Annotated in this window: 18 protein-coding genes; 11 read left to right on the top strand and 7 right to left on the bottom strand. The window is 72.6% G+C overall.

Annotated elements, in window-relative coordinates; genetic code table 11:
* Positions 1-44: 44 nt before the first annotated feature.
* Positions 45-2,108 carry a phosphatase PAP2 family protein gene (locus tag G3I77_RS03145; protein WP_248500904.1) on the bottom strand — a complete coding sequence of 688 codons (2,064 nt, stop codon included), beginning with the start codon at positions 2,106-2,108 and terminating at the stop codon, positions 45-47.
* A 288-nt stretch (positions 2,109-2,396) separates the two neighbouring features.
* Between G3I77_RS03145 and proP the strand changes: the two genes are divergently transcribed.
* Together proP and G3I77_RS03135 are read left to right on the top strand one after the other, a co-directional pair.
* On the top strand, positions 2,397-3,782 hold the full coding sequence (gene proP / locus G3I77_RS03140; protein WP_248500903.1) for a glycine betaine/L-proline transporter ProP: 1,386 nt from the start codon (positions 2,397-2,399) through the stop codon (positions 3,780-3,782).
* Positions 3,783-3,871: 89 nt separating this feature from the next.
* A complete protein-coding gene (locus G3I77_RS03135) occupies positions 3,872-4,543 on the top strand; it encodes an O-methyltransferase (protein WP_248500902.1) in 672 nt (223 codons plus the stop codon).
* Positions 4,544-4,573: 30 nt separating this feature from the next.
* Here the strand turns inward: G3I77_RS03135 and G3I77_RS03130 are convergent, their stop codons facing one another.
* Complete coding sequence (locus tag G3I77_RS03130) at positions 4,574-4,966, bottom strand: hypothetical protein (protein ID WP_248500901.1); 393 nt, start codon at positions 4,964-4,966, stop codon at positions 4,574-4,576.
* Between the two features lie 79 nt (positions 4,967-5,045).
* On the opposite strand from G3I77_RS03130, the gene G3I77_RS03125 reads away from it, so the two are divergent.
* Positions 5,046-5,453, top strand: coding sequence for a DUF1992 domain-containing protein (locus G3I77_RS03125; RefSeq protein ID WP_248500899.1), 408 nt, complete (start codon positions 5,046-5,048; stop codon positions 5,451-5,453).
* A 19-nt stretch (positions 5,454-5,472) separates the two neighbouring features.
* On the opposite strand, the gene G3I77_RS03120 is transcribed toward G3I77_RS03125, so the two are convergent.
* Positions 5,473-6,147 carry a hypothetical protein gene (locus G3I77_RS03120; RefSeq protein WP_248500897.1) on the bottom strand — a complete coding sequence of 225 codons (675 nt, stop codon included), beginning with the start codon at positions 6,145-6,147 and terminating at the stop codon, positions 5,473-5,475.
* A gap of 4 nt (positions 6,148-6,151) precedes the next feature.
* Entirely contained in the window at positions 6,152-6,859 is a 708-nt protein-coding gene (locus tag G3I77_RS03115) for a hypothetical protein (RefSeq protein WP_248500896.1), read from the bottom strand.
* A gap of 169 nt (positions 6,860-7,028) precedes the next feature.
* Here G3I77_RS03115 and G3I77_RS03110 point away from each other — a divergent pair, with 169 nt between their 5' ends.
* Complete coding sequence (locus tag G3I77_RS03110) at positions 7,029-7,520, top strand: GNAT family N-acetyltransferase (protein ID WP_248500895.1); 492 nt, start codon at positions 7,029-7,031, stop codon at positions 7,518-7,520.
* A 2-nt stretch (positions 7,521-7,522) separates the two neighbouring features.
* Here G3I77_RS03110 and G3I77_RS03105 read toward each other — a convergent pair whose 3' ends face one another.
* Positions 7,523-9,574, bottom strand: a complete 2,052-nt coding sequence (locus G3I77_RS03105) for an MFS transporter (protein ID WP_248500894.1) — start codon at positions 9,572-9,574, stop codon at positions 7,523-7,525.
* A 1,218-nt stretch (positions 9,575-10,792) separates the two neighbouring features.
* On the opposite strand from G3I77_RS03105, the gene G3I77_RS03100 reads away from it, so the two are divergent.
* On the top strand, positions 10,793-11,602 hold the full coding sequence (locus G3I77_RS03100) for a peptidoglycan-binding protein (protein WP_248500892.1): 810 nt from the start codon (positions 10,793-10,795) through the stop codon (positions 11,600-11,602).
* Between the two features lie 27 nt (positions 11,603-11,629).
* Entirely contained in the window at positions 11,630-12,184 is a 555-nt protein-coding gene (cpt, locus tag G3I77_RS03095; protein ID WP_248500890.1) for a chloramphenicol phosphotransferase CPT, read from the top strand.
* Between the two features lie 68 nt (positions 12,185-12,252).
* Here the strand turns inward: cpt and G3I77_RS03090 are convergent, their stop codons facing one another.
* Positions 12,253-12,912, bottom strand: coding sequence for an HAD-IA family hydrolase (locus G3I77_RS03090; RefSeq protein WP_248500889.1), 660 nt, complete (start codon positions 12,910-12,912; stop codon positions 12,253-12,255).
* Positions 12,913-13,121: 209 nt separating this feature from the next.
* A complete protein-coding gene (locus G3I77_RS03085; protein ID WP_248500888.1) occupies positions 13,122-13,703 on the bottom strand; it encodes a TMEM165/GDT1 family protein in 582 nt (193 codons plus the stop codon).
* A gap of 391 nt (positions 13,704-14,094) precedes the next feature.
* Between G3I77_RS03085 and G3I77_RS03080 the strand changes: the two genes are divergently transcribed.
* The 5 genes from G3I77_RS03080 (at position 14,095) to G3I77_RS03060 (ending at position 19,996) form a co-directional block, all read left to right on the top strand.
* Complete coding sequence (locus G3I77_RS03080) at positions 14,095-14,739, top strand: HNH endonuclease family protein (protein ID WP_248500887.1); 645 nt, start codon at positions 14,095-14,097, stop codon at positions 14,737-14,739.
* Between the two features lie 78 nt (positions 14,740-14,817).
* A complete protein-coding gene (locus G3I77_RS03075; protein WP_248500886.1) occupies positions 14,818-16,455 on the top strand; it encodes an alkaline phosphatase D family protein in 1,638 nt (545 codons plus the stop codon).
* A 282-nt stretch (positions 16,456-16,737) separates the two neighbouring features.
* On the top strand, positions 16,738-18,609 hold the full coding sequence (locus G3I77_RS03070) for an FAD/NAD(P)-binding protein (protein ID WP_248501451.1): 1,872 nt from the start codon (positions 16,738-16,740) through the stop codon (positions 18,607-18,609).
* Positions 18,610-18,692: 83 nt separating this feature from the next.
* A complete protein-coding gene (locus G3I77_RS03065) occupies positions 18,693-19,145 on the top strand; it encodes a DoxX family protein (RefSeq protein WP_248500884.1) in 453 nt (150 codons plus the stop codon).
* 254 nt (positions 19,146-19,399) lie between these two features.
* On the top strand, positions 19,400-19,996 hold the full coding sequence (locus G3I77_RS03060; protein WP_248500883.1) for a VTT domain-containing protein: 597 nt from the start codon (positions 19,400-19,402) through the stop codon (positions 19,994-19,996).
* The last annotated feature ends 78 nt before the right edge of the window (positions 19,997-20,074 follow it).

Below are 20,074 nucleotides of genomic sequence, written 5' to 3'. Positions count from 1 at the left end.
CCGCCGGTCACTTGAAGCGCCGAGTCACAAGACCTTGTACCGGATCAGCGCCGAGCGCGGTCCTTCCGCGGATCCGCGATCCCACCGCTGAGCCCGGCCGTAGCCGCCACCGTGCGTGCCCGCGGGCCCTGGAGGAGGTGGGTGAGGCCGAAGCCCACCGCGACCACCAGCGCTCCCCCGGCCGCGTCGAGCACCCAGTGGTTCGCCGTCGCGACGATCGAGGCGAAGGTGAACAGCGGATGCAGCAGGCCCAGCGCCTTCATCCACCACCGTGTCGCCAGCACGGCGATCACGACACCGCACCACAGCGACCAGCCGAAGTGCAGCGACGGCATGGCCGCGTACTGGTTGGTGAGGGCCGTGAGCGTGCCGTAGTCGGGCTGGGAGAAGTCCTGGGTGCCGTGCACGGTGTCGATGAAGCCGAGCGTCGGCATCAGGCGGGGTGGGGCAAGGGGGTAGAGCCAGAAGCCGACCAGGGCGAGCAGGGTGGCGAAGCCGAGGGCGGAGCGGGCCCAGCGGTAGTCGCCGGGGCGGCGCCGGTAGAGGACCGCGAGGACGGCCAGCGGGACGGCGAAGTGGAACGACGTGTAGTAGTGGTCGAAGAAGTCCCGCAGCCAGCCGATCCCGACGACGGTGTGGTTGGCCCAGCGCTCGATGTCGAGGTGCAGGACGCGCTCGACGTCGTAGATCTGCATGCCGTTCTCCTCGGCCTCGGCGCGCCCGGCCGAGTTGCTGCCGCCGGTGGCGGCGAGGCGGACCTGGGAGTAGGCGGCGTAGGTGACCCGGATGAGGAGCAGTTCGAGGAGGAGGTTCGGCCGGGTGAGGACCCGGCGCAGGAACGGCACCACCGGCACGTGCCGGAAGCGGGCCGCTCCTGCGGGTGCGTAGGCGGTCGGTGTCGGCGACCGGTAGAAGGGCGAGGCGCGGGACAGGAACGGCACGGCGGTGGCGGCGGCGAGCGCGGCCAGCAGGACGACGTTGTCGCGCACGGGGTTCAGGGACGCCATGTTCGGCAGGATCATCTTGGCCGGCAAGGTCATGACCACGACGACGGTGACCGGCCACACGTACCGGTCGCGGGCGCGGGTGCCGACCCGGCCCACGACCGCGAGCAGCACCCACAGCAGCTGGTGCTGCCAGGCCGTGGGCGAGACGACGATCGCGGCGCAGCCGGTGATCGCGACGGCGAGGAGCAGCTGGCCGTCGTCGAAGTAGTGCACGGCGCGGCGCAGGGCCAGGACGGCGACGGCCGCGCCGAGCGACAGGAAGAGCGCGACCTCCAGGGGGCCGTTCAGGCCGAACCGGAGCAGGGCGCCGTGCAGGGACTGGTTGGCGAGGTCGTCGGCCCGGCCGCCGAGGCCGGCGCCGGCCATGTGGTGGACCCAGTAGGTATACGTGTCGTGCGGCATCGCGGCCCAGGCGAGCGCGGTGCAGGCGGCGAAGGTGACGCCGGTGGCGAGCGCGGCGCGTCTGCGGCCGGTGAACCACAGCAGGGGCGTGAACAGCAGCAGGGTGGGCTGGAGCGCCGCCGCGACGCCGATGAGCAGGCCGCTGGTCCGCTGGCCGTGGGCGGCGAAGCAGCCGAGCAGGACGAGCAGGACCGGGATGATGCTCGTCTGGCCGAGCCACAGGGTGTTGCGGACGGGCAGGGACAGCATCAGCAGGCTGATGGCGACCGGCGCGGCCAGCAGGGCCGTGCGGCGGCTGACCGGCTGGGGCAGGGCCCGGGCGGCGATCAGGCCGAGGGCGGCCACGAGCAGCAGCGTGCCGAAGGTCCAGCCCCAGCCGAGGGCCTGTTCGGCCGAACGGGTGAGGGGCTTGAGGACGAGGCCGTTGAAGGGGGTGCCGGTGAAGCGGGTCGAGTCGTAGAGGGAGCCGTTCACGTGCAGGACGCCGTTCGGCCCGACCCAGGTCTCCAGATCCGTCAGCCGCTCGCCCCTCGGCGTGCCGAGCACGACGGTCACCTGTCGTGCGGCGAGGGCGGCGACGATCAGCCACAGCGCGAGACAGGCCATGCGCAGGGGCGTGCGGGAGGGTGTGCGGGTCCTGCCACCGGCTGTCGCTCCGAAGGCTTCCGCCGGCCGTCCGCTGCGCTCCGCATTCGCCACGCCTCGTCGACCTTCTACCCGGTATGCCCCCCTTCGCCCGGTTGACGATAGTGCGCGAGGCGCGTGGTTGCCTCTCGTGACGCGAGAAGGATCACATCAAGATCGCGCGGGAACCACCGCGCCAGGGCAGAAGCGCCTGCACAGCAATGATTTACGTGCAGTATGCAGCTAATTGTGCACGGCCCGTGATCGGGGCAAATCCGCCTATCGTCGCCCTTTCGGCCCGTACGACAGCGCCGCCGCGCGGGACCGCCTCCCCGTCCCCGTCGAAAGGTAGGCGAGCGAGTCTTGTCGACTGCCTCAGTCGTCGCCCCCGTGTCCCTCGCGAAGGACCGCACAGCGAAGACCCCCGACCCCACCGTCACCGACCCCGCGCTCGTCAAGCGCGCCGTGAAGGCGGCGGCGCTGGGCAACGCGATGGAATGGTTCGACTTCGGCGTCTACAGCTACATCGCGGTCACGCTGGGCAAGGTCTTCTTCCCCTCGGGCAACCCCACCGCCCAGCTGCTGTCCACGTTCGGCGCCTTCGCCGCGGCCTTCCTGGTCCGCCCCCTCGGCGGCATGGTCTTCGGCCCGCTCGGCGACCGCGTCGGCCGCCAGAAGGTTCTCGCCCTCACCATGATCATGATGGCGGCGGGCACCTTCGCGATCGGTCTGATCCCGTCGTACGCGACGATCGGTGTCGGCGCGCCGATCCTGCTCCTGGCGGCCCGTCTGGTGCAGGGCTTCTCCACCGGCGGCGAGTACGCGGGCGCCTCCACGTTCATCGCGGAGTACGCCCCCGACAAGCGGCGCGGCTTCCTCGGCAGCTGGCTGGAGTTCGGCACGCTCGCCGGCTACATCGCCGGCGCGGGCCTGGTCACGATCATGACCGCCCTGCTCTCCGCCGACGACCTGACCTCCTGGGGCTGGCGCATCCCGTTCCTGGTCGCGGGCCCGATGGGCATCATCGGCCTCTACCTGCGGCTGCGTCTGGAGGAGACCCCGGCGTTCGCGGCCGAGGCGGAGAAGGCCGAGAACAACCGCCCGAAGACGCCGCTGCGCGAGACGGTCACCGGCCAGTGGCGCGCGCTGCTGCTCTGCGTCGGCCTGGTGCTGGTCTTCAACGTCACCGACTACATGCTGCTGTCGTACATGCCGAGCTACCTGACCGGTCAGCTCCACTACGACGAGACGCACGGCCTGCTGGTCGTCCTCGGCGTGATGGCCGTGATGATGATCGCCCAGCCGTTCGTCGGCGCGCTGACCGACCGGGTCGGCCGCCGCCCGGTGATCGCCACCGGCTGCGCGGGCTTCCTGCTGCTGTCCGTCCCGGCCCTGCTGCTGATCCGCGAGGGCAGCCTGCTCGCGGTCGCGCTCGGCATGGGCGCCCTCGGCCTGCTGCTGGTCTGCTTCACCGCCGCGATGCCCTCGGCGCTGCCGGCGCTGTTCCCGACGAAGGTCCGCTACGGCTCGCTGTCGATCGGCTTCAACGTCTCGGTGTCCCTGTTCGGCGGTACGACCCCGCTGGTGGTCACGGCCCTGATCGGCGCGACCGGGAACATGATGATGCCCGCGTACTACATGATGGCCGCGGCCGTGATCGGCGGTTTCGCGGTGTGGCGCATGGCGGAGTCGGCGGGGCGCCCGCTGCCCGGCTCGGCGCCCTCGGTGGCGGGTCGACACGCCGGGTGAAATCCCGCTGACAGCGACGCACGCACCAACTATCTTCGTCAGCGCCAGTAGTTAGGGATGCTAACTATGCTGACGAAAGGTAGAGGTGCATGAGCGAGTCGCACGTCTGGGACGAGGTCGACACCTATTTCACCGCCCACCTCGCCCCGGACGACGAAGCCCTGGCGGCCGCCCTGCGCGACAGCGACGCCGCCGGGCTTCCGCACATCAACGTCGCCGGAAACCAGGGCAAGCTCCTCCAGCTCCTCGCCCAGATCCAGGGCGCCCGCCACATCCTGGAGATCGGCACGCTCGGCGGCTACAGCACCATCTGGCTGGGCCGCGCCCTGCCCGCCGACGGGCGGCTGGTCTCCCTGGAGTACGACCCCCGGCACGCCGAGGTCGCCGCCCGCAACATCGCCCGCGCCGGCCTGGACAAGCAGGTCGAGGTGCGGGTGGGCCCGGCCCTGGAGTCGCTGCCCAAGCTGGCCGACGAGAACCCGCCCCCGTTCGACCTGGTCTTCATCGACGCCGACAAGGCCAACAACCCGCACTACGTGGAGTGGGCGATCAGACTCACCAGCACGGGCAGCCTGATCGTCCTCGACAACGTCGTACGGGGCGGCCGGGTCGTCGACGCGGAAAGCACCGCCCCGGACGTGACGGGCACCCGCACCGCGATCGAGCTGATCGCCGGCCATCCGAGGCTCAGCGGCACGGCGATCCAGACGGTGGGCATGAAGGGCTACGACGGGTTCGCGCTGGCGCGCGTGCTGGCGTGAGGCCCCGCGTGCCGACGTGGGGCCCCGCTGTCACACCTCGTGGTAGAAGCCCACGTTGACGCTGCGCGGGGCGGTGCGGTCCTGGATGATGATCTCGCCGCTGCCGCCCCTGGGCAGCGGGACGGTGCCGCCGTAGCCGAGGGGCTGGACGTACTCCCCCATGGTCAGCCGCACTTCGGAGGACGGGTCGGGCTGGGAGCCGCGCAGCCAGGTGAGCTGCCAGGTCCCCTCCGGCCCGCACAGGAACTCCAGGTGGACGCGCGAGACGAACAGCCAGTCGTCCGGCGTGCTCAGTCGGCACACGGACTTGTCGCGGCCCACCCGCAGTACCGCGCCCGGCTCGCTGGGCGCTTCGGCCATGAGCATGCCGGCCGTGGCGCCCGCCTCCGCCTCCGCGACGGTGGCCATGGTGAGTTCGAGCACGTGCGCTCCTTCTGAGACGTCCTAGTAGACCGCCGCATGATAGAACGCCAGGCCGCGCGGTGTCCGGCACAATGGCCTCATGACCGAGCGAAAGCCACCAGGCGTCGACTTCGAGTCCTGGGTCGACAAGCAGATCCGTGACGCGGAGGCGCGCGGGGAGTTCGAACGGCTGCCGGGAGCGGGCGCACCGCTCCCGCCCGACGTCGAGAGCACCTACGACGAACTGTGGTGGGTCAAACAGAAGATGGCCCGCGAGGGCTTCTCCGTCCTCCCGCCGGCGCTGGCCCTGCGCAAGGAGGCGGAGGACGCGCTGGAGGCCGCGCTCGCGGCCCCCTCGGAGCGGATCGTCCGGAAGATCATCGGCGAGGTCAACGACAAGATCCGCGACATGATGTTCAAGCCGCCGCCCGGCCCCCCGCTGGGAAAGAAGCCGTACGACGTCGAGGACGTCGTACGGCAGTGGCGGGAGCGCCGGGCGGATCGGTGACCGGGGGTTTCCTCCCGGGTCAGACGTGCAGCAGCCGTTCGGCCAGCTCGCGGTAGTCCTTCAGGGCCAGCCGGAGCTGCTCGGTGTCGGCCGACGAGACGGACCTGCTCTCGCCGCCCTCGACGGACTGCCAGGAGTGGCGCAGGGTGCGACGGCGCTGTGTCACGGCCTCGGTGAAGCGGGCCGCGATCTCCTCCAGCACGTGGTCGGCCTCCTCGACGGCGGCCCGGGGCCCGTCGACGAACCCGGCGACGGCGTGCTGCAACTGCGAGCCGAGCTTGTCGGACTCGTCGTGGGCGAGCAGGTGGGACCGGTTCTTGGCGGATCCGGCCTTGTCCGGGCCGGAGCCGTAGTCACCGCGGGGCGCGCCGGTGCCGGGCGCATCGGTCCCGTGCCGGTCGGTGCCGGGCACATCGGTGCCGTGCGTCGCGGCGCGGTCCGCGTCGGTGCCGTGCCTGGCCCCGCGGTCCGTTTCGGTGCCGTGCGGGGTGCCGCGGTCCGCGTCTGTGCCGCGCGTGGCGCCGCGGTCCGCGTCTGTGCCGTGCGTGGCGCCGCGGTCCGTTTCCAGGCCTCGGGCCGTGTCGTGGTCCGTGCCCGGTGCGGTCGGGCGGCGGCCGGTACCCAGGGCGCTCTCGCCACGGGCGTCCGGGGCGGCCGGCGTGTGGTCGCCGGGCGGTCGGGTCATGTCGGTCATTGCCTCAACTCTCCTTCGCCTGACGTCGGTTGATCGCCCACGGCATGTGCCCGCCACGGGCCGGAGCCTTGCGGCCGCCGTTCAGTCCGGCACGGTCGCGTCCGTCGTGCCGTCCCTCCTCATGACGTCCGTGGGTGTGGCCGCCGCCGTCGTGGCGGGCCGGCTTCACCAGCTCCTCGAACAGGGCGCGGGCCGCCACCATGGCCTCACGCATGTCTTCCGTACCCTGGCCGCCGTCGCGGGCGTCCTCCGCGCGCAGGTGCGCCGCGCGGTGCACGCGCCGGTAGCCGTCCACGTGGTGGGCGTGGTGCACGGACAGCGCGGCCAGCTGTTCCTCGTACTGCCCGCCGTCCGGGAAGCCCCGGGCGCCGGCGAGCTCGGCGAGCAGCCGGTCCGCCTCGGAGACCGCCTCGCGCGGCGAGTCGACGAACCGCTCCTGTGCGGCCGTCCAGCGCGCCTCGTACTGCTCGCGCTGCGCCGGCTCCAGCGACCGCTCGCGCAGGTCGCCGTGGCGCTGCACGCGCTCGGTCAGTTCGCGCTCGGCCGCTTTGGCGTCACCGTCGTGCCGGGCGACGGCCCGGTCGTACTCGGGTCCGAAGCGCCGCTTCAGGCTCGGGCCCCGCCGAGGCCCGCGGGCGCGCAGGGTCATGACGGCCGCGATGATGACGACCGCCGCGATCACGATCAGAGCAATGATCAGGCCAGTGGACATGAATGCCTTCCGGGTTCTCGGCCCAACCGGCTCTCCTCGCGAGCCGGTTCGCCCGTCGGGTTGCCCCAAAGCCCGTATCCAAACGGCGCCCGGGCGCATCGAGGCGCGAACACCCGGCCGGAACTATTCGCTTGCGTGTCCGGTGGGGCGCCTGTGAAGAATGCGCTTCATGACCTGGACCGTGGACCCGGAACCGTACGACTCCCCCGTCGCCGCCGCTCTGTGGCGGGCGTACTACACCGAGGTCAGCGACCGTTGGTACCTGCTGCACGAGGGGCGCCGGACCGACCCGGCCGAGCTGGAGCGGGCGATCGCCGCCCAGCCGGGCGCCGACCTCGCGCCCCCGCGCGGCCGGCTGCTGGTCGCCCGGTACGGCGGTGAGCCGGCCGGCACCGCGGGCGTACGGCTGCTGGACGGCACGACCGCCGAGCTCAAGCGGGTGTTCCTGCACGAGCCGATGCGCGGCCGGGGCGGCGCCCCGCTTCTGGTCCGGGCCGCCGAGGACACCGCACGCGCGCTCGGCGCCACCCGGATGATCCTCGACACCCGCGGCGACCTCGTCGAGGCCCGCGGCCTCTACGCCCGCCTCGGCTACGCGGAGACCGGACCTCACAACGACGAGCGCTACGCGGAACACTGGTTCAGCAAGGAGCTGACCTGAACTCAGGCGCTCTGCTCCGTGGAGCGCAGGGAGTACGGCCGCTCGCGCCGCGATCCGCACAGTTCGGTGCTCAACTCCCGCACGAGCAGCACCAGGTCGGTCGGCCGGTCCGGCCCCCACCAGTCGCCGAGCAGCTCGGCGAGGGACTCCTCGCGTGACTCGGCCAGCCGGCCGGCGACCTCGCGTCCCTCGTCGGTCAGGACCATGTCGACGCCCCGGCGCACGGCGAGGTGACGCTCCTCGGCCTGCCGGGCGGCCTCCATGACCACGGTCAGGGGCACGGGCATGGCATCGGCGAGCACGCCCGGCTCCACGGAGCCGTAGCGCCGCATCCGCAGCAGCAGCCAGCTCGTCGCGGGCAGCAGGTCGTAGCCCGCCCGGGCGGTGATCTTCCGGTAGATCTCGCGGCGTCCCGCACGGGTGCCGAGCACCGACAGCGCCCGGCACACCTCGTCGTACGAGGTCCGCTCGACGGGGTTGCTGGCCAGGGTCTCGGTGACGTCGGGCGCGGTGACCGAGCCGCGCAGCCGGTCCTCCTTCAGGAACCAGGCCAGCACGAAGCCGAGCAGCGCGACGGGGGCGGCGTACAGGAAGACGTCCGTGATGGAGACGGCGTAGGCGTGCAGGGCCGGCGGGCGCAGGCCGGACGGCAGGGCGGCGATGCCGCGCGGGTCGGCCTCCAGCGATTCCACGGAGATGCCGGGCGGGAGCCGGGCGCCCCGCAAGGCGTCCGTGAGCTGGTCGCCGAGCCGGCCCGCGAAGATCGTGCCGAAGACGGCGACGCCGAACGAGGCGCCGATGGAGCGGAAGAAGGTCGCGCCGGAGGTGGCGACGCCCAGGTCCTCGTAGGGGACGGCGTTCTGCACGATGAGCACGAGGACCTGCATCACCAGGCCGAGACCGAGCCCGAAGACGAAGAAGAAGCCGCTCAACTCGGCGGTGGAGCTGTGCTCGTCGAGCTGGTGGAGCAGGAGCAGCCCGAGCGTGGTGATGCCGGTGCCGGCGATGGGGAACACCTTCCAGCGGCCGGTCCGGCTGACGATCTGCCCGGAGGCCGTCGAGGCCAGCAGCAGGCCCACCACCATCGGCAGCATGTGCACACCGGACATGGTCGGGCTGATGCCCTGCACGACCTGGAGGAAGGTCGGCAGATACGTCATGGCGCCGAACATGGCGAACCCGACGACGAAACTGATCACGGCGGCGAGCGTGAAGGTGCGCACGCGGAACAGCTTGAGCGGCAGAACGGGTTCGGCGGCCCGGCGTTCGACGGCCACGAAGGCGACGGCGAGGACGACGCCCAGGACCGCGAGGCCGACGATCCGCCAGGAACCCCAAGCCCAGGTCGTCCCGCCGAGCGAGGCGACCAGCACCAGGCAGGTGGCGACGGCGGCGATGAGGAAGGTGCCGAGGTAGTCGATGACGTGCCGCTGCGCCTTGCGCGGGAGGTGCAGGACGGTCGCGATCACGGCGAGCGCGACGACGCCGACGGGCAGGTTGACGTAGAACACCCAGCGCCAGCTCAGATGCTGGGTGAACAGCCCGCCGAGCAGGGGCCCGAGCACGCTGGTGGCGCCGAAGACGGCACCGAACAGTCCCTGGTATCGGCCGCGTTCGCGAGGCGACACCAGATCGCCGACGATCGCCATCGACAGCACGATCAGTCCGCCGCCGCCGAGCCCCTGCAGGGCCCGGAAGGCGATCAGCTGGCCCATGTCCTGGGCGGCGCCGCACAGCGCGGACCCGATCAGGAAGATCACGATGGCCGTCTGGAACAGCCTCTTGCGCCCGTACTGGTCGCCGAGCTTGCCCCACAGGGGGGTGGCGGCGGTCGCGGCGAGCAGATACGCGGTGACCACCCAGGACAGGTGATCCAGACCGCCGAGATCGCTGACGATCGTGGGCAGCGCGGTCGACACGATGGTCTGGTCGAGGGCGGCGAGCAGCATGCCGAGGAGCAGGGCGCCGATGGAGACCAGGACGCTCCCGGGCACCTGCTCATGGGGGTCCGCGCCCTGGGGCGTCAGTGTGATGGCGTTCCCGTCCCCGGCCATGAGACCTCCCGTGTCTCCTGTGACATTTTCCATCGTGACCGCTGTGGCCTGTTATGGCCCGCTGGGCCCTTTTGGAAGCTGTGGTTCCGGGGGCTCGTCGACCGCACTGTGGAGAAGATCTGGATAATCTCTGGAGTTCGCGAGGGGAGGGAGGAACGCGTGGAACCGCCTAACGGCCACCCGTGCCCGGAGTGCGGCGCACCCAGACAGCGGGACAACACCCCCGCCTGCGCCTGCACCCACCGCGCCTCCGAGGCCCTCCGCGACGCCCGCACGGCCCAGGCGGCGGCAGCGGAGGACTTCGACCCGCTGCGGATACGCCCGTACGTGGAGATCCCGGGCGAGGAGCCCTCCGGGCCGGGCGAGGAAGCACACCGGCAGCACGCGTCCCGTACGGCCGACGAGGAGCAGCCCCCCTCACCGGCCGGGCCGACCACGCCCAGGCGCCCGGGGGGACCCACGGGCGCGTCCGAGGCAGCCCCGGCCACGCTCTCCCCCACCGCCACACCCCCGCAGGCGCCTGGCGACGCGTCCCGGCGGCCTGCCGTCGGCACCACGGAGCCACCGCGCGCCGAGGGCTCCGGGCCCACGACCGAAGCCACACCGGGCGAAGCCGCGACGGACACCAGCACCACGCCCTCACCCCGGTCCGCCCCGCAGACACCCGGAAACGCCCCCCGGCAGCCTGGGACCCAGCCCGCTCAGGCAGCACACGCACAGGACCCCGGCCCCACGGCCCAAAGCACGCCGGGCCAAACCGCAACGGGCGCCACCGCAAGGGCCTCAGACCGGGCCGCACCGCAGGCATCCGGAAACGCCCCCCGGCGCCCTCGGACCCACCCCGCGCAGGCACCACACGCCCCGGGCCTCGGACCCGCAGCCCACGGCACACCGGGCGAAGCCGCGACGGACACCAGCACCACGCCCTCACCCCGGTCCGCCCCGCAGACACCCGGAAACGCCCCCCGGCGGCCTGGGACCAGCCCCGCGCAGGCATCACGCGCTCAGGAGCCCGGGCCCACGGTCCACAGCACGCCGGGTCGAGTCGCCGCGGACGCCACCGCCGCGTCCCCGCACCGGGGAACCCCTCAGGCCCCCGGAGACGCCGCAGGCGCTCCGGGCCGGGCCGCGGCAGCCGGGGGCGGCGGCGCGCTGCCGCCCACGGAGGCCTCGCCCCCCGGGCGTGCCGTCCCGCCGCCCCCTCCCGCCGACGCCACCATGCCCCTGCGCCCGGTCGACCCGGACGCCACCGCCGTGTTGCCGGCCGCTCCCGTCACCTCGGTGATTCCGACGCCCCTGGCCCCTGCCGCGTCGGAGCCGAGCGTCACCGATCTGCGCATGTTCGACGGAACGGCGGGGGCGGACCGCGGCGCTCCGGAAGCGGGCCGGTCTCGCCCGCGGAGGTCCGGGCGACGGCGCCGGACGACCCTCCTGGTCGCCGCCGCCGGAGCCTGTGTCGCCGTCGTCGCGGCGGCGGGGTACGCGAGCGGGCTGTTCTCCTACGAGAGTCCGTCCCGGGACACCGCCCTGCCGGACGACATCCGCGCGAGCGTGCCGGACGCCCCGTCGAGCAGCCCGGCGTCCACACCCCCGGAGGGCACCGCCTCGGCGGCTCCCCCGGCCCCGGCCGCACCGCGGCCGTCGCCGTCCCGCAGCGGGAGCCCGTCCGCCTCGCCGTCGCCGTCCGCACCGAGCGCCTCGGCGAGCCCGTCGAAGTCGCCCTCCCCGTCGGCACCACAGTCGTCCGCCACGGCGACCGGCCCCGGCCAGGCGCCCCCGGACAACTCCCGCCAGAACGGCGGCCCCACCGTCCTGCGCCTCGGCGACCGCGGCCCGGAGGTCACCGAACTCCAGCTCCGCCTGCGCCAGTTGTACCTGTACGACGACGACACCGACGGCACCTTCGACGACCGGCTCGAGGACGCGGTCCGCACCTACCAGTGGTCACGCGGCATCCAGGTCGACGACCTGGGCGTCTACGACCAGGAGACGAGGGCGAAGCTGGAGTCGGAAACCCGGGAGCCATGACCGGCCCGGCCGCCCTACTGTGACGCCGTGACCACTCAAGTGATCGTCCTCAACGGCGGTTCGAGCTCGGGGAAGTCCGGGATCGTCCGGTGCCTGCAACAGGTCCTGCCCGATCCATGGCTGGCCTACGGCGTCGACTCGTTCGTCGACGCGCTGCCCGCGAAGCTGCGGGACTCGGACGGCGGGATCACCTTCACGGCGGACGGCGGCGTCAGCGTGGGCGCGGAGTTCCGGGCCCTGGACGCGGCCTGGACCGAGGGCATCGCCGCCATGGCACGCGCCGGCGCCGGGATCATCGTCGACGACGTCTTCCTCGGCGGCCCGGCGTCCCGGCAGCGATGGGAGAAGACCCTGTCCGGCCTCGGCGTGCTGTGGGTCGGCGTCCGGTGTGACAGCGCGGTCGCCGCGGGCCGCGAGACCGCCCGGGGAGACCGGGTCCGCGGCATGGCCGCGTCCCAGGCCGAGGTCGTCCACGAGGGCGTGAGCTATGACGTGGAGGTGGACACGACGCACACCGAGTCCCTGGAGTGCGCGCGCGTCATCGCCGCCCACGTGACGCGCGCACCCTCGCGTTCCACGTGACTCACGCCCCCTCGCCGCCCCGGTGACCCGGGCGACCGGAGATGAGCCGATGTGCAACCGACCGGAGATCAGCCGATGTGCAGGCGGATCGTCCCGTCGCCCACGGCCTCCACGCGCACCTTCGTGAGATCCTCCACCACCACGTCCGGCTCATGGAACGCGGCCCGCGGCCCGATCCCGACGACCGTCATCCCCGCGGCGCGCCCGGCCGCTATCCCGGCTCCGGAGTCCTCGAACACCACACAGTCCGCGGGGGCGATCCCCAGCTCGGCGGCGCCCTTCAGGAAGCCCTCCGGGTCGGGCTTGCTCGCCCCGACGGACTCCGCGGTCACCCGCACCTCGGGCAGTCCCAGACCGGCCGCCGCCATCCGCGCCGTCGAGAGCGGCACGTCGGCGGAGGTCACCAGCGCGTGCGGCAGCCCCCGCAGCGAGGCCAGGAACTCCGGCGCCCCGGGGATCGCGACGACTCCGTCGGTGTCGGCGGTCTCCTCGGCGAGCATCCGGGCGTTGTCGGCGTGGTTGTGCTCCATCGGCCGGTCGGGCAGCAGCAGCGCCATGGAGGCGTAGCCCTGCCGGCCGTGGACGACCTTCATGACCTCGTCCCCGTCGAGTCCATGACCCTCGGCCCAGCGCCGCCAGACGCGTTCGACCGAGGCGTCCGAGTTGACGAGGGTGCCGTCCATGTCCAGCAGGAGGGCGCGGGCGGTGAGCACGGCGGTGGCCGTCATCGGCAGCTCCAAGGCTCAGGGCGCGTTCCAGCGCGGGAGAGGGGCGGACGACGGATCGCGACCGGCACGCCCCGGGGAGACAAGGCGGCCCCGCCCGCCGGTCAGGGAAAACGGGCGGAGGCCACTTTGTTCCTCCACGGTACAAAACAATCCCGGCTTCGCGCCAGGGGCCCCCACCGGACGTTCACCCACTGTTCAGCTCGCCCGGCTCATCCGGTCACGGCCTCCCACAGGCTCCACAGCCCGAGCGCCAGCATGACCAGCGCCGCGATCTGCGTGATCAGCCGCAGCGGCACCTTCTTCATCAGCGCCTTGCCGCCGACGATGCCGAGCCCGGCCACGGCCCACAGCGCGAGCACCGCCCCGAGCCCGACGGAGAGCGGGTCGTCGTAGCGGGCGGCCAGGTTCGCGGTCATGATCTGGGTGAGATCGCCGAACTCGGCGACCAGGATGAGCATGAAGCCGGCGCCCGAGACCTTCCAGAAGGACTGATTCTCCGGCCGCCGGATCTCCTCCTCGTCCTCGCCCTTCTTCAGCAGCAGCACCGCGGCCCCGCCGAGGAAGAGCACCCCGGTGAGGGCCTGCACGATCTGCTGCGGCAGCAGCGTCAGCACGCTGCCGGCCGCGACGGCGAGCGCGACATGCAGCGCGAAGGCGGCGGCGACACCGGCGAAGACGTAGGAGGCGCGGTAGCGGGTGCCGAGGACGAGACCGGCGAGGGCGGTCTTGTCCGGCAGTTCTGCGAGGAAGACGACACCGAAGACGACGGCCGTCACGGTCAGGCTGATCAAGGGTTCCTCAATCGGTCGGGGCCACCCCACCGAGAGTGCTGACTCTTCGCACAGGACACCTCGGCACGGCAGCACACTCGTCACCCGCGCCAGGGGGCACGGGCGTGCACTGCTTTGCCGAAGGTCTCGCTGGCAGGTCCACGAAAGGACCGGCCTCCGGGCGCCGGCTCAGGCGGGCTGAGCAGTATGTCGACGGTCCGGCGAAGAGCTACTCCCCTTCTGCGCCGTCCATGCTACGCGACGACTCCGACGTGAAAACTTTCCGCGTGAACCTTGTCATGTCATGCACGTGTCACTAACTTCTCACCGGGCGCACATCTGTGCGCAACACGGCACCGCGAGCATTCCCCTCGCTCGCTAGCCAACACCCCCCTCTCCCCAGGGAGTTCGCATGCCCAGGTTCTACGCGCGTCGACGGCTGAGCTTGGCCGCGGCGGCCACCGCGCTCATATCCGCCGCGACCCTCTTCAACGCTCCCGCGGCCTCCGCCGCCCTCCCTACCCCCGTGAGCGCCGCCACCGCCCGCACCTACCTCGCCTCGCTCACCGTGGCCACCGAGGACCGCACCGGCTACAACCGCGACCTCTTCCCGCACTGGATCACCCAGTCCGGCACCTGCAACACCCGCGAGGTCGTCCTCAAGCGCGACGGCACGAACGTCCAGCAGAACTCCTCCTGCGCCGCCACCAGCGGCAGCTGGTACTCCGTCTACGACGGCGCCACCTGGTCCGCCGCCTCCGACGTCGACATCGACCACCTGATACCGCTGGCCGAGGCCTGGGACTCCGGCGCCGACTCCTGGACGACGTCCCGCCGCCAGTCGTTCGCCAACGACCTGACCCGCCCGCAGCTCATCGCGGTCACCGACAACGTCAACCAGGCCAAGGGCGACCAGGACCCGGCCACCTGGATGCCCTCCCGGACGGCGTACCGCTGCACCTACGTCCGCGCCTGGGTGCAGGTGAAGTACTACTACGGCCTCTCGGTCGACTCGGCCGAGAAGTCCGCGCTCCAGAACTACCTCGCGAGCTGCTGACACGCGCATTTCGTGTCGGGAGCTCCCCGCCGGCCTCCGTCGTTCCGTACCGTACGGGGCGACGGAGAGGGGAACGACATGAGCGCACTGCGCCTCGGACCGCTGCTGAGGTACACCGACGGCTCGTCCGCGACCGTGTGGGTCGAGACGAGCGGTCCGTGCACCGCCGAGGTGCGCTGCGCCGACGGCGCCGGCGGCACGGCCCGCAGCTTCCAGATCGCGGGCCACCACTACGCGCTGGTCCCGGTGACCGGCCTCACGGCCGGCACGACCACGACGTACGAGGTGCTCCTCGACGGCGCCCGGGTGTGGCCGCTGCCCGGCTCCCCCTTCCCGCCCTCGGCGATCCACTCGCCAGGCCGGGAGGACGACTTCAACGTCGCCTTCGGCTCCTGCCGCTGGGCCTCCCCGCCGGCGGGCGGGGACGACCCCGTCGGCCCGGACGCCCTGGACGCCCTCGCCACCCGCCTCGCGGCCGACCCCGAGGGCGAGCGGCCGCACGTGTTGCTGCTGCTCGGCGACCAGGTGTACGCCGACGAGACCTCCGACTCCACACAGCGCTGGCTGGCGGGTCGCCGCGACGTGAAGGAGGGGCCCGGCAGCGGGGTCGCGGACTACGAGGAATACACGCACCTCTACTACGAGTCGTGGCTCGACCCGCGCATCCGCTGGCTGCTGTCCACCGTGCCCAGTTTCATGATCTTCGACGACCACGACGTGATCGACGACTGGAACACCTCCGCCGCCTGGCTCACCGACATGCGGGCCACCGACTGGTGGCAGGAGCGGCTGCTGAGCGGCCTGATGTCGTACTGGGTCCACCAGCACCTGGGCAACCTGTCCCTCGACGAGCTGGCGGCCGACCCGGTGTACAAGGCGGTCGGCGAGGCTCCCGACGGCACCGATGTGCTGCGCGGCTTCGCCGCCCGGGCCGACGACGACGCGACCGCGGCCCGCTGGAGCTACCGGCGCGACTTCGGGCGGGTGCGCCTGGTGATGGTGGACAGCCGGGCCGCCCGGGTCCTCGCCGAGGACGAGCGCGCGATGCTCGACCCGAGCGAGGAGGCCTGGCTGCGCGAGCAGGTGCTGGACACACCCGGGGCGTACGACCACCTCCTGATCGGCACCTCGCTGCCCTGGCTGCTGCCGCACCTGGTGCACGACGCCGAGGGGTGGAACGCGGCACTGTGCGGCGGCGAACGCGGAGCCCGCTGGGCGCGGTTCGGGGAGAAGGTGCGGCGCGCCGCCGACCTGGAGCACTGGTCGGCGTTCCCCGAGTCCTTCGCGGGGCTGGCCGAGCTGATCGCCGAGGCGGGCTCGGGACAGGAGGCGCCTGCGACGGTGTGCGTGCTGTCCGGGGATGTGCACCACGCCTACATCGCCGAGCCCTCGTGGCCCGGCCCGGGCCCGGACGCCCGGGTGGTGCAGCTCGTCTGCTCCCCGGTCCACAACTCCGTGCCGCTGTCGATGCGGCTGGCCTTCCGGATCGGCTGGAGCGCGATGGCGCGGGGGCTCGGCCGCGGCCTCGCCCGGCACGGGCGCCTCGCGGACCCGCCGGTCGGCTGGCGCAAGACGGGCGGCCCCTGGTTCGGCAACCAGCTCATGACGCTGACCCTGCGCGGCCGCTCGGCCCGCCTGCGTCTGGAGCACGCCAAGGCCCGCGAGGGAACGGGTCCACGCCTGACGACCCTCCTGGACTCCGAGCTTGCCCCGTAACCCTCCCGTTCCGCCCGTTTATTGCCGCTGCGTTCCGGGATGCCCCGTGATGCTAGTGAGGCATCCCACAGCGACCGTCAATCCTTCCCCACGAGACTCGGCTACCGCTCCCGGCGACGGCATGATGAGGCGGACCGTCCGCTTCCTGCACGGCGGACCGCCGACACGCGCCCCACACGCCCGGGAGTTCCACCCTTGTCTGCGTCGCCCGAGGAAACCGAGGAATCCGTACCGGCCGAGGGTCCCGGACCGGCCGCGAGACCCGCGCGAGTCTCGGTCGCCGTGGTCGGCGCCGGACCGCGCGGCACCAGCGTCCTGGAACGCCTGTGCGCCTCCGCCCCGGAACTCCTCCCGCCCGGTGCCCGGCTGACGGTCCATGTGATCGACCCGGACCCGCCGGGTCCCGGCCGCGTCTGGCGCACCGCCCAGTCGTCCGAGCTGCTGATGAACACCGTGGCCTGCCAGGTGACCCTGTTCACCGACGACAGCGTGGACTGCTCGGGGCCGATCCGCCCGGGTCCGAGCCTGCACGAGTGGGCGGGCGGCAGGCTGGGCCCGGACGAGTACCCGACCCGGGCCGACTACGGCCGCTACCTGGAGTGGGTGTTCGCCGAGGTCGTGCGGCAAGCGCCGCCCGCCGTACGGATCGAGACGCACCGGGCCCGCGCGGTACGGCTCGACGACACCCCCGGGGGCCGCCAGACCCTCACCCTCGACGACGGCCGCACCCTGACCGGCCTGTCCGCGGTGGTCCTGGCCCAGGGGCACCTGCCGAGGACCGCCGACCCGGACCGGCTGCGGCTGGCGGCCCACGCCGCGCGGCACGGCCTGCGCCACGTCCCGCCCGCCAACCCGGCCGATGTCGACCTGTCCTCCGTGCCCCCGGGCGAACCCGTCCTGCTGCGCGGCCTCGGTCTCAACTTCTTCGACCACACGGCCCTGCTGACGACCGGCCGCGGCGGCCGTTTCGTCCGGGACGCCGGGGGCCTGCGCTACCTCCCCTCCGGCCGTGAGCCGCGGCTCTTCGCCGGTTCGCGGCGCGGCGTCCCGTACCAGGCGCGCGGCGACAACGCGAAGGGGGCCTACGGCCGGCACGTCCCGCTCGTCCTCACCCCGGAGGTGATCGCCGGGTTCCGCAAGCGCGCGGACTCCGGGGAGGCGCCCGATTTCCTCATGGAGATATGGCCGTTGGTGGCGAAGGAGGTGGAGACGGTCTACTACGGCGCGCTGATCCGGCGGACCGCGGCCTCCGCCGGGCGGGCGCGGGAGTTCGCCGGCCGCTTCCTCGCCGTCCCGCACGGTGACCCTCTGGAGGCGTCGCTGCTGGACGAGTTCGGGGTGCCGGACGCCGACCGCTGGTGCTGGGAGCGGATCTCCCGCCCGTACGCCGGACGGGACTTCGCGCATCCCGGCGAGTGGCGCGACTGGCTGCTGTCGTATCTGCGCGAGGACGCCGCGCAGGCCGCCCTGGGCAATGTGCACGGCCCGCTGAAGGCGGCCCTGGACGTGCTGCGCGACCTGCGCAACGAACTCCGGCTGATCGTCGACCACGGCGGCCTCGCCGGCGCCTCCCGCCGGGACCACCTGGACCGCTGGTACACCCCGCTCAACGCGTTCCTGTCCATCGGCCCGCCGCGGCGCCGCATCGAGGAACTCGCGGCCCTGATGGAGGCGGGGGTCGTGCAGGTGCTCGGGCCGCGGCTGCGGGTGACGGACGAGGACGGGGCCTGGGCCGCGCACTCCCCCGACGTGCCGGGTTCGGCCGTGCGTGTGAGGACCCTCATAGAGGCCCGCCTGCCGGAGCCCGACCTGCGGCACACCGCCGACGCCCTCCTGGCCGGCCTGCTGCGAAGCGGGCAGTGCCGCCCGCACACCGTCGACGGTTACGAGACAGGGGGGTTGGACGTCACGGCGCGCCCCTATCGCCTGATGGATCGTCAAGGAGTTGCACACACAAGGCGGTTCGCGTTCGGCGTGCCGACAGAAGGCGTGCACTGGGTGACCGCCGCGGGAGCTCGCCCAGGGGTGGATTCGGTCACACTTTCGGACGCGGACGCGGTGGCGAGAGCCGTTCTACGTGCGGCTGAGCCCGGAACCGAGCCCCAACGGGAGGCAAAGCCGTGGCCAAATGTTGAACTTGCAAGCATCAATTAGGCACACCTAACGTGGGCTACTCCGCGGTATCCGTCCCCGACCGGCCTCCCCAGGGCCGGCCAACCGAAGGAGAGACCCCCCGCATGACCGCTCGCCTCAACGGCGCCCAGCCGTACGCGCTCGGACTGTTCCGGATCGTCACCGGCCTGCTGTTCGCCTGCCACGGCGCCGTCGCGCTCTTCGGCGTCCTCGGCGGCGTGGACGGCAAGGGCGGCACCGCCGCGACCGGCGCCTGGCCGAACTGGTACGCGGCCGTCATCGAACTCGTCGGCGGCACCCTGGTGCTGCTGGGCCTCGGCACCCGCATCGCGGCGTTCATCTCCTCCGGCGCGATGGCGTACGCGTACTTCAAGGTCCACCAGCCCCAGGGCCTGTGGCCGATCGAGAACAGCGGCGAGGGCGCGGCCATGTACTGCTGGGCCATGTTCCTGCTGATCTTCACGGGCTCCGGCGCGTTCGGCCTGGACCGGCTGCTGACCAAGCGCACCTCGACCCAGGAGCAGCGCTCCGCGGACCAGACGCCGGTGGCCGCCTGAGCCGCCCGGCCCGCCGGACACACAGCGGCGCCTTCCCCCCCGGGGGAGGCGCCGTTCTGTCTGCACCCGCACACATCCCGACAATTCGGGATGAGCCAAGACGAGGTGAACAGTCCGCACCGAACGTATGAGCCCCCCGTGAACCGCCCGTCACACCCCAGGCGTACGCTCTATGGCTGTCATGGCCACTCCTGCCGCTCCCCCCGCGCCACCGCGGCACGGTCTGGCCCACGGGGGAGTCACGGGGAGTTGCGGTGCTTGAGCAAGTGGGGTTGCCGATCGGCAGTCCATGGATCTACGCGGTGGTGGCCTTGTCCGTCCTGCTCGACGTGTTCCTGCCGGTGCTGCCCAGCGGCATCCTGGTGATCACGGCGGCCACGGCGGCGGCAGCGGGCACGGCGACCGACGTGCCCGACATCCTCGCCCTGATCTTCTGCGCGGCCACCGCCTCCGTCCTGGGCGACCTGGTCGCCTACCGCCTCGCCTGGCGCGGCGGCGCCCGCCTGAACCGGGCGATCTCCCGCTCCCGGCGGCTGACCACCGCACAGGAACGGCTCGGCGCGGCCCTCGCCCGGGGCGGCGGCGCCCTCGTCGTCCTCGCCCGTTTCGCACCCGCCGGCCGCTCGGTGGTCTCCCTCGGCGCGGGCGCCGCCCACCGACGCGCCCGCGACTTCCTGCCCTGGTCGGCCCTGGCCGGCTTCACCTGGGCCGTGTACAGCGTCGCCCTCGGCTACTTCGGCGCCCACTGGCTGGGCGCGAGCTGGCTGGCGACGGCGGTGTCGGTGGGGGCGCTGTTCGGCGCCGGGGCAGGGGCGGTGTACGTGATGCGGCGCGAGCCGCGGACGTCGTAGACCGGCTCCGACCCACCACCACGACCACCCAGACCTGGAAGCGGCTGAGACATTGATCACGACGGCGTCGCGGAAAGC

Source organism: Streptomyces sp. D2-8, assembly GCF_023184515.1.
Classification (GTDB): domain Bacteria; phylum Actinomycetota; class Actinomycetes; order Streptomycetales; family Streptomycetaceae; genus Streptomyces.
Note: the sequence above shows the minus strand (reverse complement) of the source record. Positions and strands in the feature narration are given on the sequence as shown.

Coding starts and splice junctions, on each gene's coding strand:
- G3I77_RS03135 (WP_248500902.1), top strand. CDS start 3,872: ATGAGCGAGTCGCACGTCTGGGACGAGGTCGACACCTATTTCACCGCC.
- G3I77_RS03125 (WP_248500899.1), top strand. CDS start 5,046: ATGACCGAGCGAAAGCCACCAGGCGTCGACTTCGAGTCCTGGGTCGAC.
- G3I77_RS03120 (WP_248500897.1), bottom strand. CDS start 6,147: ATGACCGACATGACCCGACCGCCCGGCGACCACACGCCGGCCGCCCCG.
- G3I77_RS03115 (WP_248500896.1), bottom strand. CDS start 6,859: ATGTCCACTGGCCTGATCATTGCTCTGATCGTGATCGCGGCGGTCGTC.
- G3I77_RS03110 (WP_248500895.1), top strand. CDS start 7,029: ATGACCTGGACCGTGGACCCGGAACCGTACGACTCCCCCGTCGCCGCC.
- G3I77_RS03105 (WP_248500894.1), bottom strand. CDS start 9,574: ATGGCCGGGGACGGGAACGCCATCACACTGACGCCCCAGGGCGCGGAC.
- G3I77_RS03100 (WP_248500892.1), top strand. CDS start 10,793: ATGCCCCTGCGCCCGGTCGACCCGGACGCCACCGCCGTGTTGCCGGCC.
- G3I77_RS03090 (WP_248500889.1), bottom strand. CDS start 12,912: ATGACGGCCACCGCCGTGCTCACCGCCCGCGCCCTCCTGCTGGACATG.
- G3I77_RS03080 (WP_248500887.1), top strand. CDS start 14,095: ATGCCCAGGTTCTACGCGCGTCGACGGCTGAGCTTGGCCGCGGCGGCC.
- G3I77_RS03075 (WP_248500886.1), top strand. CDS start 14,818: ATGAGCGCACTGCGCCTCGGACCGCTGCTGAGGTACACCGACGGCTCG.
- G3I77_RS03065 (WP_248500884.1), top strand. CDS start 18,693: ATGACCGCTCGCCTCAACGGCGCCCAGCCGTACGCGCTCGGACTGTTC.